Genomic DNA, 13,976 nt, shown 5'->3' with positions numbered 1-13,976 from the left:
GCCCCGTTCAAGGTGCGGTGCGCAGGGCGCCCAGCAGCTGTGACAACGCGGCCACGGTCGCGGAGAGGTCGTCGTCCGGTGTCGCGGAGCCGGCGAGCCACAGGGCCGCCTCGTTCATGGCGCCTGAAAGAAGGTGGACCAGGGGGGCGACCGGTTGCGGGGTGATCACCCCGGCGCCGATCAACCCCGACAGCGCGTCTGCGAGGTGGCGAGCCGATGAGGCGTCGTCCATGTCGCGCCATTCGGACCACCCCAGTACGGCCGGGCCGTCCACCAGCATGATCTGGCGCACCTCGGGGTCGCAGCCCGCTTCGAGGAAGGCCCGGCAGCCGGCCGTGAACCGCAGCCACGGATCGGTTTCGGTCTCGGAGGCGGCGGCCACCCGCTGGCCCACCTCGTCTTGCACCTGCGCGACCACGGCACGAAACAGTCCGGCCTTGCCGTCGAAGTGGTGGTAGAGGGCTCCCTTGGTCAGCCCTGTGCCATCGGTGACCTCGGTGAGCCCGACGGCGGCGTAGCCGTTGTCGGCGAACAGTCGACGCCCCTCCGTCAGGAGTCGGTGCCTGGTCTGCCTGCTGCGCTCGACGTTGCTCCGACGGTTTGACATCCACCGCACCCCATCATCCGTCCGTTGACATACCGCGAGTACGTATCTACGATACCAATACATACCTTCGGTAGGTTTTTATTTGATCGGAGTCGGGACGATGCGTCTGTCGAGCTTCTATCCGGTGATCTGTACGGACCAGGTCACCCGGTCCAGAGACTTCTACGCCGAGCACTTCGGGTTCGAGATCGTGTTCGAGACGGACTGGTATGTCAGCCTCAAGCTGCCCGGGGAGCCGGGCTACGAGCTCGCCCTGCTCGACCACCGCCATGAGACGCTGCCCGCGAGAGGGCGCGTCCCGGTGCAGGGCCTCCTCCTCAACTTCGAGGTCGCCGACGTGGACGCCGAATACGAGCGGCTCGTGCTCCGGGCGGGGCTGGTGCCCGAACTCGCCTTGCGCAGCGAGGACTTCGGCCAGCGGCACTTCATCGTCGCCGACCCCAACGGGGTCCTCATCGACGTCATCACCCCGATCGCACCGTCGGCGGAGTTCGTCCGGAGCTACGTCGGCGCCGAGGGGAGCGAGCAGGGCTGATCCGGTGTCGTCCCCGCCGGACCGGGTATTTGGGCCCCGTGGCGACCCTGCGCGTACTCTCCTACAACGTCCGTTCACTGCGTGACGACCCTGAGGCTGTCGCACGGGTGGTCAAAGCGTGCCGTCCCGACGTGCTCTGCCTCCAGGAAGCGCCGCGCCTGCTGGGGTGGCGCCGCAAACGCCGGCTCCTCGCAAGCCGCTGCGGACTGCGTCTCGCGGTGAACAGGCGCCCGGGAGGACTGGCGATCCTGGTGCGCCCCGAGATCTCGGTCCTGCTCAGCCACCACCACCGGCTACGCCGCTATCGCGGCCTGCACCTGCGGGCGCTGTCCCTGGTCGTGCTGAACCACCAGGGCCACGAGGCCCTGGTGGCGGTCACCCATCTCGACCTGGACCCGCGGGCACGGCTTCAGCACGCCGAGGAACTGCTCGCGCTGCTCGCCCGCCACCAGGCCCCCGTCGTCCTGGCCGCCGACGTCAACGAACTTCCCGGAGGGCCGACCTGGCGGTTGCTCACCCGCGCGTTCACCGACACGGCCGAATTGGCACCGGCGGGCGAACTGTTCACCTTCACCGCCCGGCGGCCACGCACCCGGATCGACGCGGTCCTCGCCGATCCCCGCTTCGGTGTCGTGGGGGCCGGGGTCCCCGAGGAGCCCTCCCGTGCCGATCTGGTGGCCGCCACCGACCACCGCCCGCTCCTGGCCGAACTCCTGCTGTCGTACTGACCTGTACGGGTGCGGTGTTCAGATCACCGCGCCGTCGTCGGGGCCGGAGTCGCTGGGCGGTTGGTCGCCCATCCTGATCAGCAGCACCACGAACCCCGCGACGAATGCCGCCAGGATCGCCAGGACCTGCCAGCCCTGGATCGACATCCCGATGAGGGTGGCCACCAGCAGTGCGGCGGGGCCGCCGATCAGGCCGGCCCAGGCCAACCGGCTGGTGAGGTCGCCACGGGGAAACGGGGGCGGCGGAGGGGGCACGAAATGGTCGCCGTCGTCGGGCCCCGTAGGGCGGCGACGCTCGGTGCTGCCAAGGCGCTGCGGGTCGGACAGGAGCGAGGTCGTTCCGACGTCGTCGTTCCCGCCGGTGTCCTCGGAGTCCGGTGCAGAAGGCGGGTCCGTGCTGACGTTCTCGGCGTCCGGCCAGGCCCGTTCCGGTGCGGCGGACTCGTAGAACCTGGAGACCAGGTCCTCCCACACCGCGTCGTCGCCAGTGGCCGCAGACGCGTCCGGGGACGGCTGCCGCTTGTCCTCGTCGGGGGCCACGTCCACCACTGCGGGGCCGGCCGGGTCCTGCCGCTCCTCCAGGTCGGGGAGCTCCGTTCGCAGGACCTCCTCGGCGGCGCGACGTTCGTTGGCGTCCACGTAGAGGTGGTCGGTGGGCGGCTCGTCGCCCGGGGCCTCGCTCGGTTCCAGTACGTCGTTGTCCAGCGGGGTGGCATAGGCCGCGATACCTGCTCGTCCCAACGCCGACAGCATGGTGTCGGCGAGTGTCGGGGGGAGCAGGATCAACGGAACGTAGGTGTCGGCGAGTAGTCCGTTGCCGCGACGATCCGTCATGCGTGAAGTCCTTCCCCGCGCCTGCTGTGTTCGCGTACGAAGGCGAGGCTGCCGTCGAAGATCGCGTCCGCGTCGTTGTCCAGGGTGGCGACGTGGTAGCTGTCGTCGAGCGAGCGGACGGTAACCGCGGACGCGACCGCCTTACTTGTGAGGATACGCAGACTTTGGGGACCGATGACGTGATCCTGCGGACTTCTGTAGGCCAAGATCGGGGCCGTCATCGTCGGGAGGCCGTTCCGGGTCGCCCGCCACAATCGGGGGAGGGTCGCCGCCGCGGCCGTGGGGACCCGGTCGTAGCCCGTTTCGCTCATCCCGGGCCTCTTGATGTCGTTGGTCAGCCCCTTGACCGAAGGCACCAGGAACTTCACCGCGTGGCCGATGTGCAGCAGTGGTTCCTCCACCGCGATGGACGGGTTCACCACCACGACCCCGCGGATGTCGTTCTCGTGGAGTTGGGCCAGGCGCAGTGCCAGACAACCCCCCATGGACAGGCCCATGGTGAAGACGTCGTCGCACTCGGCGCGCACCCGCACGAACGCCTCGTCCGCCGCCGCCAACCAGTCGTCAGAGGTGGTGGAACGCATGTCCCGCCAGTTCGTACCGTGCCCGGGCAGCAGAGGCAGGTCCACTGTGCAGCCGGCCGCGACCAGCCGGTCGGCCCACGGACGCATCGACTGCGGGCTACCGGTGAACCCGTGGCACAGTACGACGCCGACGCGCCCGCCCCTGTGCCGAAACGGTTCGGCGCCTGGCAGTAACGACATAACTCGGGTGCTCCCTGGGGATCGTGGTCGGCTGGAGCGCGCGGGGCCGACGAGGCCCGCGCAGGGAACTATGAAACTAGTCGAGCGCTCTGAAGGCCGGTACCCCCGTGCACCATCGCGTGGCGCGCAGATCCCCCGTTGCTACCCCGCAGTAACCCGGGCCGGCATTGGTAGTAGTGCGCAAGTGATGGGAGGATGGCGGCGATTATTCGTGGCAGCGGGAAGGTGAACGTGACCAATCAGGTCGAACGCTCCCCGCACGTGCGGGGGTGAGCGGTGTTCTACTGGGTGGTCAAGGCGATTCTCGGCCCGGTACTCGCGGTGTTGTGGCAGCCGCGCGCCTACGGTGTCGAGAACGTTCCGCGACACGGTCCGGCGATCATGGTGAGCAATCACCTGTCCTTTTCCGACCATTTCTTCGGTCCGCTTCCCCTGCCCCGCAAGATCACCTTTCTCGCGAAGGCGGAGTACTTCACGGGCAAGGGAGTCAAGGGGTTCCTCAGCCGGATGTTCTTCACCGGGGTCGGGCAGATCCCCATCGACCGCTCCGGCGGCAAGGCCAGCGAGGGTGCGTTGCGCACCGGGCTGCGCGTGCTCAAGCAGGGCAAACTCCTGGGGATCTATCCGGAGGGGACCCGCTCTCCCGACGGAAAGCTCTATCGCGGCCGCACGGGTGTGGCCCGGTTGGCCCTTGAGGGCAACGCCCCGGTCGTGCCGATGGCGATGATCAACGTCGACAAGATCATGCCGCCGGGGCGCACCCTGCCCAAGCTCGGTATCCGCCCCAAGGTCAAGTTCGGCAAGCCGTTGGACTTCTCGCGGTACCAGGGCATGGAAAAGGACCCGCGGGTCCTGCGCGCCATCACCGACGAGATCATGTACGCCCTCATGGAACTCTCCGGCCAGGAGTACGTCGACCGGTACGCCCAGTCGGTCAAGTCGGAGATCGAGGCCGCGGCCAAGGAGGAGCGCAAGGAGCAGAGCGCCTCCGAGAAGGACCGCCGCCGAGCCGAGCGCACGGCGAAGAAGGCCGAGCGCGTCAGGCGCAAGGCCGAGAAGAAGGCCGCGAAGGCCGAGGCCAAGAACGCCGAGTGACCTGATGGACCCGGCCGGCACGATCCCCCCGCAGACAGCCGAGAAACGCGCGTACGGTTTCGAGGTGCCCCTGTGGCGGGGGATCGCGGTGTTTCGGATCGCCTCGGTCGTCTATGCCGCGGCACTGGTCATGCAGTATTCCAAGACGCTGTCCCACCCGGTGGGGGCGTGGCTGGTCATCGTCGGCATGGGTGTGTGGACGGTCTTCGCCACCTATGCCTACGCCGAGCCCGCGCGCAGGTCCTGGGGGCTGGTCGCCGCCGACCTCGTGATCACCTTCGCGTGCATGCTCAGCACCGGCATCGTGGCGGGGGAGGACTACCTGGCGGTCGCGCCCCCGCTCACCGCCACCTGGTTCGGGGCAGCGCCGCTGGCAGCCGCGGTCATGGGCGGCCGGCGGTGGGCCGTTGCCGCAGCACTGGGCTACGGGGTGTGCGACACGATCCTGCGCGGCGAGATCACCGCCGCGGTCATCAGCGGGATGGTCCTGCTGCTCCTCGCCGGCTACGCGGTCGGCTACATGGCCCACATCGCCGCCGAGGCCGAACACCGCTTCGCCCAGGCCGTCGAGCTGGAGGCCCGCACCCGTGAGCGCGAGCGACTGGCCCGCACCATCCACGACTCCGTGCTCCAGGTCCTGGCGATGGTGCAGCGGCGCGGGACCGAACTCGGCGGCGAGGCGGCCGACCTGGGACGCCTCGCCGGCGAGCAGGAGGCTGCACTGAGAGCCCTGGTCGGGGCGGAGCACCGGCAGACTTCGTCCACCACGACCACCGCCGACCTCGGGGCGTTGCTCAGCATCCACTCCGCGACCCTGGTCACGGTCTCCACCCCGGCCACCGAGGTTCCGCTGCCCGCAGCCGGCGCAGCGGAGGTCGACGCCGCGGTACGCGCAGCACTGGCCAACGTCGACCGTCATTGCCCCCCTGGCACCAGGGTCTGGGTATTGGTCGAGGACGAAGGGGACACGGTGGTGGTCACCGTGCGCGACGACGGCCCCGGGATGGCTGCCGAACGGGTCGCCGAGGCCGAGGCCGACGGCAGACTGGGACTCTCCCAGTCCATCCGCGGCAGGATTCGCGACCTCGGGGGAGAGGCCACGGTCACGACTGCTCCCCAGGAGGGCGTGGAGATCGAGCTTCGGGTGCCGCGCTGACCGCGCGGCGGGTTAGAGTCAGCCCATGCACGACGCCCAGATCCGAGTCATGGTGGTGGACGACCACCCGATGTGGCGCGACGCGGTCGCCCGGGACCTCACCGAGGCCGGCCTGGAGGTGGTGGCCACCGCCGGCGACGGCGCCAAAGCGGTGCGCATCGCCCCCGCGACGCGGGCCACCGTCGCCGTGGTCGACCTGCAACTCCCCGACATGTCGGGGGTCAAGGTCACCCAGCAACTGCTGGCACAGTCCGATCCGCCGCGCATCCTCATCCTGTCGGCCAGCGGTGAGCAGCAGGACGTGCTGGACGCGGTCAAGGCCGGCGCCACCGGGTACCTGGTGAAGTCGGCGAGCAAGGACGAGCTGATCGACGCCGTCACCCGGGCCCACCACGGCGACGCGGTGTTCACGCCCGGGCTCGCCGGGCTGGTGCTGGGGGAGTACCGGCGCCTGGCAGCCGCCCCCGCACCCGTCGACGATCCCGACACCCCCCGGCTGACCGGTCGTGAGACCGAGGTCCTGCGCCTGGTCGCGAAGGGGCTGACCTACAAGCAGATCGCCTCCCGGCTCACCCTGTCCCACCGCACCGTGCAGAACCACGTGCAGAACACGCTCAACAAGCTGCAACTGCACAACCGTGTGGAGCTCGTGCGCTACGCCATCGACCAGGGACTCGACGAGTAGGGACGCCTCCCCGACCGTCGAGGGCCGGGCGAGCGGATCAGGTCAGCTCGGTCCAGCCCTTGGAGCGCTCGACGGCCACCCGCCAGCGTCGGTGTGCGGCGTCGTCGCGCGCACCGGGCTCGAAGCGGTGGTCCAGTTGCCAGGTCTGCATCAGCTCCTCGGTCGAGGACCACACCCCGGTCCCCAGCCCGGCCAGGAACGCCGCTCCCAGGGCGGTGGTCTCCTGGATGCGCGGGCGCGCCACCGCGACCCCGAGCTGGTCGGCCTGGAGTTGGCAGAGCAGGTTGTTGGACGACGCGCCGCCGTCCACCCGCAGTTCGGCGAGCTCTGTCCCGGAGGAGTCGGCCATGGCGGCCACCACGTCGCGCACCTCGAAGGCGATCGCGTCGAGTGTGGCGCGCACCAGGTGGGCCCGCGTCGTACCGCGGGTGATGCCGAAGATCGCGCCGCGCGCGTGGGGGTCCCAGTCGGGAGCCCCCAGACCGGTGAGCGCCGGCACGAACACCACGCCCCCCGAGTCGGTGACGCTGCGTGCCAGACCTTCCGACTGCGACGCCTTGTCGATGAGCCCGAGGCCGTCGCGCAGCCACTGCACCGCGGCGCCCGTCACGAAGATGGATCCCTCGAGCGCGTAGTCGCGGGTGCCGTCGGGGTGCTGCCACAGCACAGTCGACAGCAGCCCCTGTTCGGGCGCCACCGGTTCTTTTCCGGTGTTGACCAGAACGAACGACCCGGTTCCGTACGTGCATTTCGATGTTCCCGGCTGGTAGCAGTTCTGCCCGAACATCGCGGCCTGCTGGTCGCCGGCGATTCCCGCGATGGGGATGCGCAGCCCCAGGAACGAATCCGGATCGGTCTCGCCCACGGTTCCGTAGGAGGGGACGACCTCGGGCAATGCCTGGATCGGAACGCCGAACAGTTCGCACAGCTCCGGTGACCAGGCGCCGGTGCTGATGTCGTAGAGCAGGGTGCGCGAGGCGTTGGAGGCGTCGGTGACGTGTCTGCTGCCGCCGGTCAGGCGGGCGATGACGTAGGAATCCACGGTGCCCACCACCACGTCGCCGGACTCCACCCCCTGCCAGGCGCGCGGGTCGTTGCGGGCGATCCAGGTCAGTTTCGTCGCGGTGAAATAGGGGTCCAGGCGCAGGCCGGTGAGCTCGGTGACGCGCGGCTCGTGACCGGCGTCGCGCAGTTCGGTGCAGATGCCCGCGGTGCGCCGGTCCTGCCACACGATGGCGCGGCGCGGCGCGGTGGCGCGGTTGCGGTTCCACAGCACTGCCGTCTCACGCTGGTTGGTGATCCCCAGGCAGCTGGGCCGTTCCCCGGCGGAGTCGACGGCGCTCTGGCAGGCTCCGAGGGTCGCCTGCCAGATTTCCTCGGGGATGTGCTCCACCCAGCCGGAGTCGGGATAATGCTGGGCGAACTCCTGGTAGCCGCGCGACAGCACCCGGCCGTCTTCGCTGACCATGAGCGCGGTGACCCCGGTGGTTCCGGCGTCGATCGTGAGTACCGCCATGGGTTGGCCTCCAGTACCTAGGGCGATATGGTCTAGACCATGTGATGGGCGTGGTCGCGAGAGCGCGGTCCCGCGGTGCGTGTTCACCGCAGGGACCTACCCCTGGTGATTGTTTTTCAACTCCGGGTGTCATCGTTTTCGTGATGTCGGTCACGGCGACGCCGTTCTGCTGACGAGGGCGAGCCGCGAGGTCGAAAGTCCATGGACAGGTGCCGCACACGGGCACCATCGATGGCGCAAGGGTTTCTGACGAGTCAAGGAGTACACGCACATGCGAGTCGGGGTGCTGACCGGTGGCGGGGACTGCCCGGGACTGAACGCGGTCATCCGCGCGGTGGTCCGCAAGGGCATCAAGGACTACGGCTACGAGTTCGTCGGCTTCCGCGACGGCTGGCGTGGTCCTCTCGAAGGCGACACGATGCCGCTGGACATCTCCGCTGTCCGCGGGATCCTGCCGCGCGGCGGAACCATCCTCGGTTCCTCGCGCACCAACCTCATGAAGATCGACGGCGGCGTCGAGCGGGTCAAGGACAACCTCGCCGGCCTCGGCGTGGACGCCCTGATCGCGATCGGCGGCGAGGACACCCTCGGTGTCGCGCGCCAGCTCTACGATCGTGACGTCAAGGTCGTCGGTGTCCCCAAGACCATCGACAACGACCTCAACGCCACCGATTACACCTTCGGTTTCGACACCGCGGTCAACATCTCGATGGAGGCCATCGACCGGCTGCACACCACCGCCGAGTCGCACCACCGGGCTCTGATCGTGGAGGTCATGGGCCGCCACGCGGGCTGGATCGCGCTGCACTCCGGCATGGCCGCCGGAGCCAACGTCATCCTCATCCCCGAGCGTCCGTTCGACATCGACGAGGTCGTCGCACACGTCGAGAGCCGGTTCAAGACCAACTACGCGCCGATCATCGTCGTGGCCGAGGGGGCCCACCCCAAGGACGGGCAGATGGAGCTCAGCACCGGCGAGATGGACTCCTTCGGCCACGTCCGTCTGGGCGGGATCGGCCAGCGTCTCGCAGAGGAGATCGAGTCGCGCACCGGCAAGGAGGCCCGCTCGGTCGTCCTGGGGCACGTCCAGCGCGGCGGAACCCCCACGGCCTTCGACCGGGTGCTCGCCACCCGTCTCGGCGCCAACGCCATCGCCGCGGTCAACGACAAGGACTTCGGCAAGATGGTCGGGCTCCAGGGCACCGACATCGTTCGCGTGGACCTGGCCGCGGCCACCGATGTCCTCAAGACCGTTCCGGTCGAGCGGTACGAGGAGGCCGAGGTCTTCTTCGGATAGACCCCGCCTGCCTTTGTCCGGGCCCCGCCGCCAGCTGCGACGGGGCCCGGACGCCTGTCCCCGGGACGACGGGACCTGTTGCGGTCGACACACGGGAGGGGCGGACAAAACGGTTGCGCCGGTGATCGATACTGGATGCAAGCGGCCCCCGTGTGAGACCGCCCCCTCGTTCCACCAGACCCCGGAGGTACCGTCATGTCCGCGTCGCTCGATTCCGCGGCCCCCCACACCAGTGCGGACGTCGCAGTCGAGACGGGCCCGGACGGTCTCGGCGAGCTGTGCGTGCTGATGAAGCTCGGCGAGATCGTGCTCAAGGGCAGCAACCGACACCTCTTCGAGCGGCGTCTGCAGAACAACATTCGCACCGCGGCCAAGGGCCTGGGCGAGATGAAGATATCCCAGCGCAAGGGCGTCATCATGCTGCGCATGCCCGGTGCCTCCGACCTTGAGGTCGCGGAGCTGGGCGAGCGCATGTGCAATGTCATGGGCATCGTGTGGGTGCACCTGGTGCGCCGCGTGCCCAAGGACGTCGACGCGGTCACCGCGGTGAGCCTGCGGGCAATGGCCGAGCGCACCGGTACCTTCGCCGTGCGTGCCCGTCGCCGCGACAAGCGCTTCCCGTTGTCCTCCTTCGAGATCGCCACCCACCTGGGCTCCGCGGTCAGGGAGGCGCACCCGCATCTGACCGTTCGGCTCAAGAAGCCCGACAACACCCTGTTCGTCGAGGTGGACAAGGACGAGGTGTTCGTCTTCACCGACGGAATGCCCGGCCAGGGCGGACTGCCCGCCGGAATGAGCGGGCGGGCGCTCGTGCTGATGTCGGGCGGTATCGATTCACCTGTCGCCGCGCACCGGATGATCCGGCGCGGTCTGCGCGTGGACTTCCTGCACTTCTCCGGTATGCCCTTCACCGGACCCGAGTCCATCTACAAGGCCTACAGCCTGGTCCGCCAGCTCGACCGCTTCCAGGGCAACTCGCGGCTCTACGTCATCCCCTTCGGCAAGGCGCAGCAGCAGATCAAGAATTCCGGAGTGGAGCGTCTGCAGATCGTCGCCCAGCGGCGCCTCATGCTCAAGACCGCGGAGGCGCTGGCCGATACCCTCGGCGGCGCGGCCCTGGTCACCGGGGACGCGCTCGGACAGGTGTCCAGCCAGACCCTGACCAACATCACGGCCCTGGACGACTCCGTCGACCTGCCGATCCTGCGTCCGTTGATCGGAATGGACAAGACCGAGATCATGGACCAGGCCCGTAAGATCGGCACCCTCGCCATCTCCGAACTGCCCGACGAGGACTGCTGCACCATGCTGACCCCGCGGCAGGTGGAGACCGCAGCCAAGATCGAGGACCTGCGCCAGATCGAGAAGCGTCTGGACGCGGCGGAGCTGGCCGAGCACCTGGCCTCAACGGTGCAGCTGCACCGGCCCAGCTACTTCGGCAGCGAAGAGACCGGGTAAGCAGCGGGCGAGCGAGACGGTTCGGCGTCTCGCCCGCCGTTCAGCCGTCGGCGTTCACACCCCGGCGGGTACGCGTGCGGGCGTCAGGGGACGCCCCACCGCTGCCGGCAGGGTCGCGACCATGGCAGCCAGTGCCTCCAGGTCGGCGCCCACCAGTGCCTGCGGGCCGTCGCACAGTGCCGTCTCGGGGTGCGGGTGCACGTCGACGATGATTCCGTCGGCCCCGACCGCGATCGCCGCCCGTGACAGCGGCAGGACGAGGTCGCGCTTGCCACCCGAGTGGGAGGGGTCCACGATCACCGGCAGGTGGGACAGGTTCTGTGCGACCGGGACCGCGCTGATGTCCAGGGTGTTGCGGGTGGCCTTCTCGAAGGTACGGATTCCCCGCTCGCACAGGACGATGTCGAGGTTGCCGCGCTGGGCGATGTACTCCGCCGCCATCAGCCACTCCTCGATGGTGGAGCTCATTCCCCGCTTGAGCATCACGGGCTTGCCCGCTTCGCCGGCGGCCTGGAGCAGCGCGAAGTTCTGCATGTTGCGGGTACCGATCTGGAGCATGTCGGCGTAGGAGGCGACGAGTTCCACGTCGTGGGCGTCCACGACCTCGGTCACGATCGGCAGCCCGGTCTCCTCGCGCACATCGGCCAGGATCTGCAATCCTGCTTCGCCGAGGCCCTGGAAGGCGTACGGGGAGCTGCGGGGCTTGTAGGCGCCGCCGCGCAGCAACGAGGCCCCCGCGCTCTTGGCCATCATGGCTGCCGCCAGGGTCTGCTCAGGGGTCTCCACGGCGCACGGCCCGGCGATCAGCGTCATGGTGTCGCCCCCGATGGGGACACCGGCCACGCTCACCACGGTCCGGCTCCCGTGGTTTTCCCGGCTGACCAGCTTGTAGGGCACCGAGATGCGCAGTACGTCGCTGACCCCGGCCATCGCCGCGATACCGAGCGTCTCGAACTGCTCGATGTCGCCGACCAGCCCGATGATCGTCCGACTCACCCCTCTGGTGACGTACGCTGCGCCGCCCGCGGTGGCGACCAGCTCCACGATCGAGTCGATGTTGTCGGAGGTTGCTTCGGGAGCCATCACGATGACCATGAACGTTGTCCTTTGCCGGGCGATGAAGACTGGCTGGCTGAAGTGGAAGGTGTCCGGACAGACAAAAAAGCCCCGGGCCGTCGGCCCGGGGCTTTTGAAGTCGTCCTGTCAGCGTAGCGCTAGTAGGGCGACCGATCCCGTGGGCCGGTAGCCATAAAAGCGCCAGAAGTTTCGCTGCATGGCTGTGACTATAGCGCATTCCCCGCCGGTGCTTCCTACCCTCGGGTTTTTGGGGTCCTCCGCCGGGACTGGCAGTATGTCCCGGACACCTCATCACGAGGAGATCGATTGTCTGAGCAGCGACTGCCGCCGGGGCAGTACGTCCCGCGCGAATTTCCTGCCCTGCACTACGGGCCGGTGCCCAAGTTCCGCCAGCAGCGATGGGACCTCTGCGTCTACGGGGCGACCGACTCCGCGACCACCCACCGCTGGGACTGGTCGGCCTTCGACGAACTCCCCAGGGTCGAGGTAGTTGCGGACTTTCACTGCGTGACCAAGTTCACAATTCCGGATAATGCCTGGTCAGGAGTTTCCAGTGCGCTGATGGTGGAGCTGGCCCCACCGGCCGACGCCGCCACGCACGTCATGGTCTGGGCCGAGTACGGCTACAGCGCCAATCTGCGAATGGACGACTTCCTGCGCTCCGACGTGCTGCTGGCCACCCACCACGGTGTCGAGCGGATCTCGGCCGAGCGCGGGTACCCGGTCCGCTTGGTGGTGCCGCACCTCTACGGCTGGAAGAGCGTGAAGTGGGTCCGCGCGATCGAGTACCTGACCGCCGACCGGCGCGGTTTCTGGGAGGAGCGCGGTTACCACAACCGCGCCGACCCCTGGTCCGAACAGCGGTTCTCCTACCAGGAAGAGCCGGGGGAGGGGCCACCGCTGAGCTGAGCCGCGAGCCGATCGTTTTTCGTCGGGGCGGTCGACCCTCTAGCTTGTGCCTATGGTCTACGTCGCGGCCGTCGCCTCCCTGATCGCCGTGGTGTGCGCCGGTGAACTGATCCGGAGATCCCGTGCGGTCGACCGGAGCCGGCGGGCGCTGGCCGCCGACGCCACGTGCTCGACCCTGCACACTGCCTCCCTGGCCGCACCCGCGCTGCGTCAGGGGCTGCACCGCGAGTCCGCCACCCGTGCGATCCGGCACGTCCACGCGCTGCTGGGGAGCCCGGCAGTGGCACTCATCGACACCACCCACACCCTCGCCTGGCACGGGGTGGGGGCCGTCCACCGGCAGGACTGTCCGAGTCTGGCGATTCCGGCGATCACCGGAGCCCGGTTGCACACCGACGACCGGCTCCACTGCGCCGACCCGGCCTGCCCGTTGCGTGTGGTTGTGGCGGCCCCGGTCGTTGTCGACGACCGCCCGGTCGGCGCGCTTCTCGCCTTCGACGCACAGGCGTCACCGGTCCTGGTCCGGGCCACCGCCGAGGTGGCCAGCTGGATCTCCGGACAACTGGAGCTCGCCGATCTGGACCATTCGCGCGCCCGACTGGCCGACGCCGAGCTCAAGGCGCTGCGGCTGCAGATCTCCCCGCACTTCGTCTACAACTGCCTGACCACCATCGCCTCCTTCGTGCGCACCGACCCCACCCGGGCGCGCGCACTCCTCCTCGACTTCGCCGATTTCGCCCGCTATTCGTTCCGCGGATCGCGCAACCTCACCACATTGCAGGAGGAACTGCGCTCCATCGACCGCTATCTGGCTCTGGAACGGGCCCGGTTCGGCTCCCGGCTGCGCCTCAGCGTGCAGGTCGCCCCGGACGTGCTGGCCGTCCAGGTTCCTTTCCTGAGCCTGCAACCACTGGTGGAGAACGCCATCCGGCACGGGATGGAGGGCCGCCCCGGCCTGAGCCACGTCAGTGTCATCGCCCGTGACGCCGGAGCCGAGGCGCACATCAGCATCGAGGACGACGGAGTCGGCATGGATCCCGAACGGGCTCGAGCGATCCTGGCAGGAGAGGCGGGCGCCTCCGCGGGGATCGGCCTTGCCAACGTCGACGAACGATTGCGCACCATGTTCGGCGACGCCTACGGGCTGGTGGTCGAGACGGCTCCCGGCGCGGGCACCCGGGTGAGCCTGCGCATCCCGAAGTTTCGGCTGACTCCCGGTCGCTGAGGCTCGATTCGGCGGCGAAGTGCGGTCGATGCCGCCTTCACAATGGGCTGGGTGCGCTGCTCAGCCCCGATCCAGCCATATCGCCCTCCG

The 13,976-nt window shown here is 68.9% G+C and carries 14 protein-coding genes; 9 read left to right on the top strand and 5 right to left on the bottom strand.

What is annotated here, in order from left to right; all coding sequences use genetic code 11:
• Positions 1 to 7: 7 nt before the first annotated feature.
• Positions 8 to 607 (bottom strand): TetR/AcrR family transcriptional regulator, encoded by a 600-nt coding sequence (locus QSJ59_RS02080; RefSeq protein WP_285756935.1) that lies wholly within the window; start codon positions 605 to 607, stop codon positions 8 to 10.
• Positions 608 to 707: 100 nt separating this feature from the next.
• Between QSJ59_RS02080 and QSJ59_RS02075 the strand changes: the two genes are divergently transcribed.
• Both QSJ59_RS02075 and QSJ59_RS02070 read left to right on the top strand, forming a co-directional pair.
• Entirely contained in the window at positions 708 to 1,142 is a 435-nt protein-coding gene (locus tag QSJ59_RS02075) for a VOC family protein (protein ID WP_285756934.1), read from the top strand.
• A 38-nt stretch (positions 1,143 to 1,180) separates the two neighbouring features.
• Positions 1,181 to 1,870 (top strand): endonuclease/exonuclease/phosphatase family protein, encoded by a 690-nt coding sequence (locus QSJ59_RS02070; RefSeq protein ID WP_285756933.1) that lies wholly within the window; start codon positions 1,181 to 1,183, stop codon positions 1,868 to 1,870.
• An 18-nt stretch (positions 1,871 to 1,888) separates the two neighbouring features.
• Here QSJ59_RS02070 and QSJ59_RS02065 read toward each other — a convergent pair whose 3' ends face one another.
• A complete protein-coding gene (locus tag QSJ59_RS02065; protein ID WP_285756932.1) occupies positions 1,889 to 2,704 on the bottom strand; it encodes a hypothetical protein in 816 nt (271 codons plus the stop codon).
• Positions 2,701 to 3,468, bottom strand: coding sequence for an alpha/beta hydrolase (locus QSJ59_RS02060; protein WP_285756931.1), 768 nt, complete (start codon positions 3,466 to 3,468; stop codon positions 2,701 to 2,703). The genes QSJ59_RS02065 and QSJ59_RS02060 overlap by 4 nt, the downstream gene beginning before the upstream one ends.
• Positions 3,469 to 3,744: 276 nt before the next feature.
• Here QSJ59_RS02060 and QSJ59_RS02055 point away from each other — a divergent pair, with 276 nt between their 5' ends.
• The 3 genes from QSJ59_RS02055 (at position 3,745) to QSJ59_RS02045 (ending at position 6,404) form a co-directional block, all read left to right on the top strand.
• Positions 3,745 to 4,563: a lysophospholipid acyltransferase family protein gene (locus QSJ59_RS02055; RefSeq protein ID WP_285756930.1), complete on the top strand. Its 819-nt coding sequence runs from the start codon at positions 3,745 to 3,747 to the stop codon at positions 4,561 to 4,563.
• 64 nt (positions 4,564 to 4,627) lie between these two features.
• Positions 4,628 to 5,719 (top strand): MacS family sensor histidine kinase, encoded by a 1,092-nt coding sequence (gene macS / locus QSJ59_RS02050; RefSeq protein ID WP_349497178.1) that lies wholly within the window; start codon positions 4,628 to 4,630, stop codon positions 5,717 to 5,719.
• A 25-nt stretch (positions 5,720 to 5,744) separates the two neighbouring features.
• Entirely contained in the window at positions 5,745 to 6,404 is a 660-nt protein-coding gene (locus QSJ59_RS02045; RefSeq protein ID WP_285756928.1) for a response regulator, read from the top strand.
• Positions 6,405 to 6,441: 37 nt separating this feature from the next.
• Here QSJ59_RS02045 and glpK read toward each other — a convergent pair whose 3' ends face one another.
• Complete coding sequence (gene glpK / locus QSJ59_RS02040) at positions 6,442 to 7,920, bottom strand: glycerol kinase GlpK (RefSeq protein ID WP_285756927.1); 1,479 nt, start codon at positions 7,918 to 7,920, stop codon at positions 6,442 to 6,444.
• A 271-nt stretch (positions 7,921 to 8,191) separates the two neighbouring features.
• Here glpK and QSJ59_RS02035 point away from each other — a divergent pair, with 271 nt between their 5' ends.
• Both QSJ59_RS02035 and thiI read left to right on the top strand, forming a co-directional pair.
• The gene (locus tag QSJ59_RS02035) at positions 8,192 to 9,217 is read left to right on the top strand and encodes a 6-phosphofructokinase (RefSeq protein ID WP_285756926.1); all 1,026 of its coding nucleotides are present in this window, start codon (positions 8,192 to 8,194) and stop codon (positions 9,215 to 9,217) included.
• Positions 9,218 to 9,412: 195 nt separating this feature from the next.
• A complete protein-coding gene (gene thiI, locus QSJ59_RS02030) occupies positions 9,413 to 10,675 on the top strand; it encodes a tRNA uracil 4-sulfurtransferase ThiI (RefSeq protein ID WP_285756925.1) in 1,263 nt (420 codons plus the stop codon).
• Positions 10,676 to 10,729: 54 nt separating this feature from the next.
• Here thiI and aroF read toward each other — a convergent pair whose 3' ends face one another.
• The gene (gene aroF, locus QSJ59_RS02025; protein ID WP_285756924.1) at positions 10,730 to 11,770 is read right to left on the bottom strand and encodes a 3-deoxy-7-phosphoheptulonate synthase; all 1,041 of its coding nucleotides are present in this window, start codon (positions 11,768 to 11,770) and stop codon (positions 10,730 to 10,732) included.
• Positions 11,771 to 12,058: 288 nt separating this feature from the next.
• On the opposite strand from aroF, the gene QSJ59_RS02020 reads away from it, so the two are divergent.
• Together QSJ59_RS02020 and QSJ59_RS02015 are read left to right on the top strand one after the other, a co-directional pair.
• The gene (locus tag QSJ59_RS02020; protein WP_285756923.1) at positions 12,059 to 12,661 is read left to right on the top strand and encodes a molybdopterin-dependent oxidoreductase; all 603 of its coding nucleotides are present in this window, start codon (positions 12,059 to 12,061) and stop codon (positions 12,659 to 12,661) included.
• 52 nt (positions 12,662 to 12,713) lie between these two features.
• Complete coding sequence (locus QSJ59_RS02015) at positions 12,714 to 13,886, top strand: sensor histidine kinase (protein ID WP_285756922.1); 1,173 nt, start codon at positions 12,714 to 12,716, stop codon at positions 13,884 to 13,886.
• Positions 13,887 to 13,976: the final 90 nt, after the last annotated feature.

The sequence above is a fragment of the Nocardiopsis ansamitocini genome, assembly GCF_030268225.1.
GTDB lineage: Bacteria > Actinomycetota > Actinomycetes > Streptosporangiales > Streptosporangiaceae > Nocardiopsis_D > Nocardiopsis_D ansamitocini.
The sequence above is the reverse complement of the archived record's forward strand: the minus strand, read 5'-3'. Positions and strand labels throughout refer to the sequence as shown.

Bases quoted from the DNA above. Each gene is read 5' to 3' on its own strand.
- QSJ59_RS02080 (WP_285756935.1), bottom strand. From the start codon at position 607: ATGTCAAACCGTCGGAGCAACGTCGAGCGCAGCAGGCAGACCAGGCAC.
- QSJ59_RS02075 (WP_285756934.1), top strand. From the start codon at position 708: ATGCGTCTGTCGAGCTTCTATCCGGTGATCTGTACGGACCAGGTCACC.
- QSJ59_RS02065 (WP_285756932.1), bottom strand. From the start codon at position 2,704: ATGACGGATCGTCGCGGCAACGGACTACTCGCCGACACCTACGTTCCG.
- QSJ59_RS02060 (WP_285756931.1), bottom strand. From the start codon at position 3,468: ATGTCGTTACTGCCAGGCGCCGAACCGTTTCGGCACAGGGGCGGGCGC.
- QSJ59_RS02045 (WP_285756928.1), top strand. From the start codon at position 5,745: ATGCACGACGCCCAGATCCGAGTCATGGTGGTGGACGACCACCCGATG.
- glpK (WP_285756927.1), bottom strand. From the start codon at position 7,920: ATGGCGGTACTCACGATCGACGCCGGAACCACCGGGGTCACCGCGCTC.
- QSJ59_RS02035 (WP_285756926.1), top strand. From the start codon at position 8,192: ATGCGAGTCGGGGTGCTGACCGGTGGCGGGGACTGCCCGGGACTGAAC.
- thiI (WP_285756925.1), top strand. From the start codon at position 9,413: ATGTCCGCGTCGCTCGATTCCGCGGCCCCCCACACCAGTGCGGACGTC.
- aroF (WP_285756924.1), bottom strand. From the start codon at position 11,770: ATGGTCATCGTGATGGCTCCCGAAGCAACCTCCGACAACATCGACTCG.
- QSJ59_RS02015 (WP_285756922.1), top strand. From the start codon at position 12,714: ATGGTCTACGTCGCGGCCGTCGCCTCCCTGATCGCCGTGGTGTGCGCC.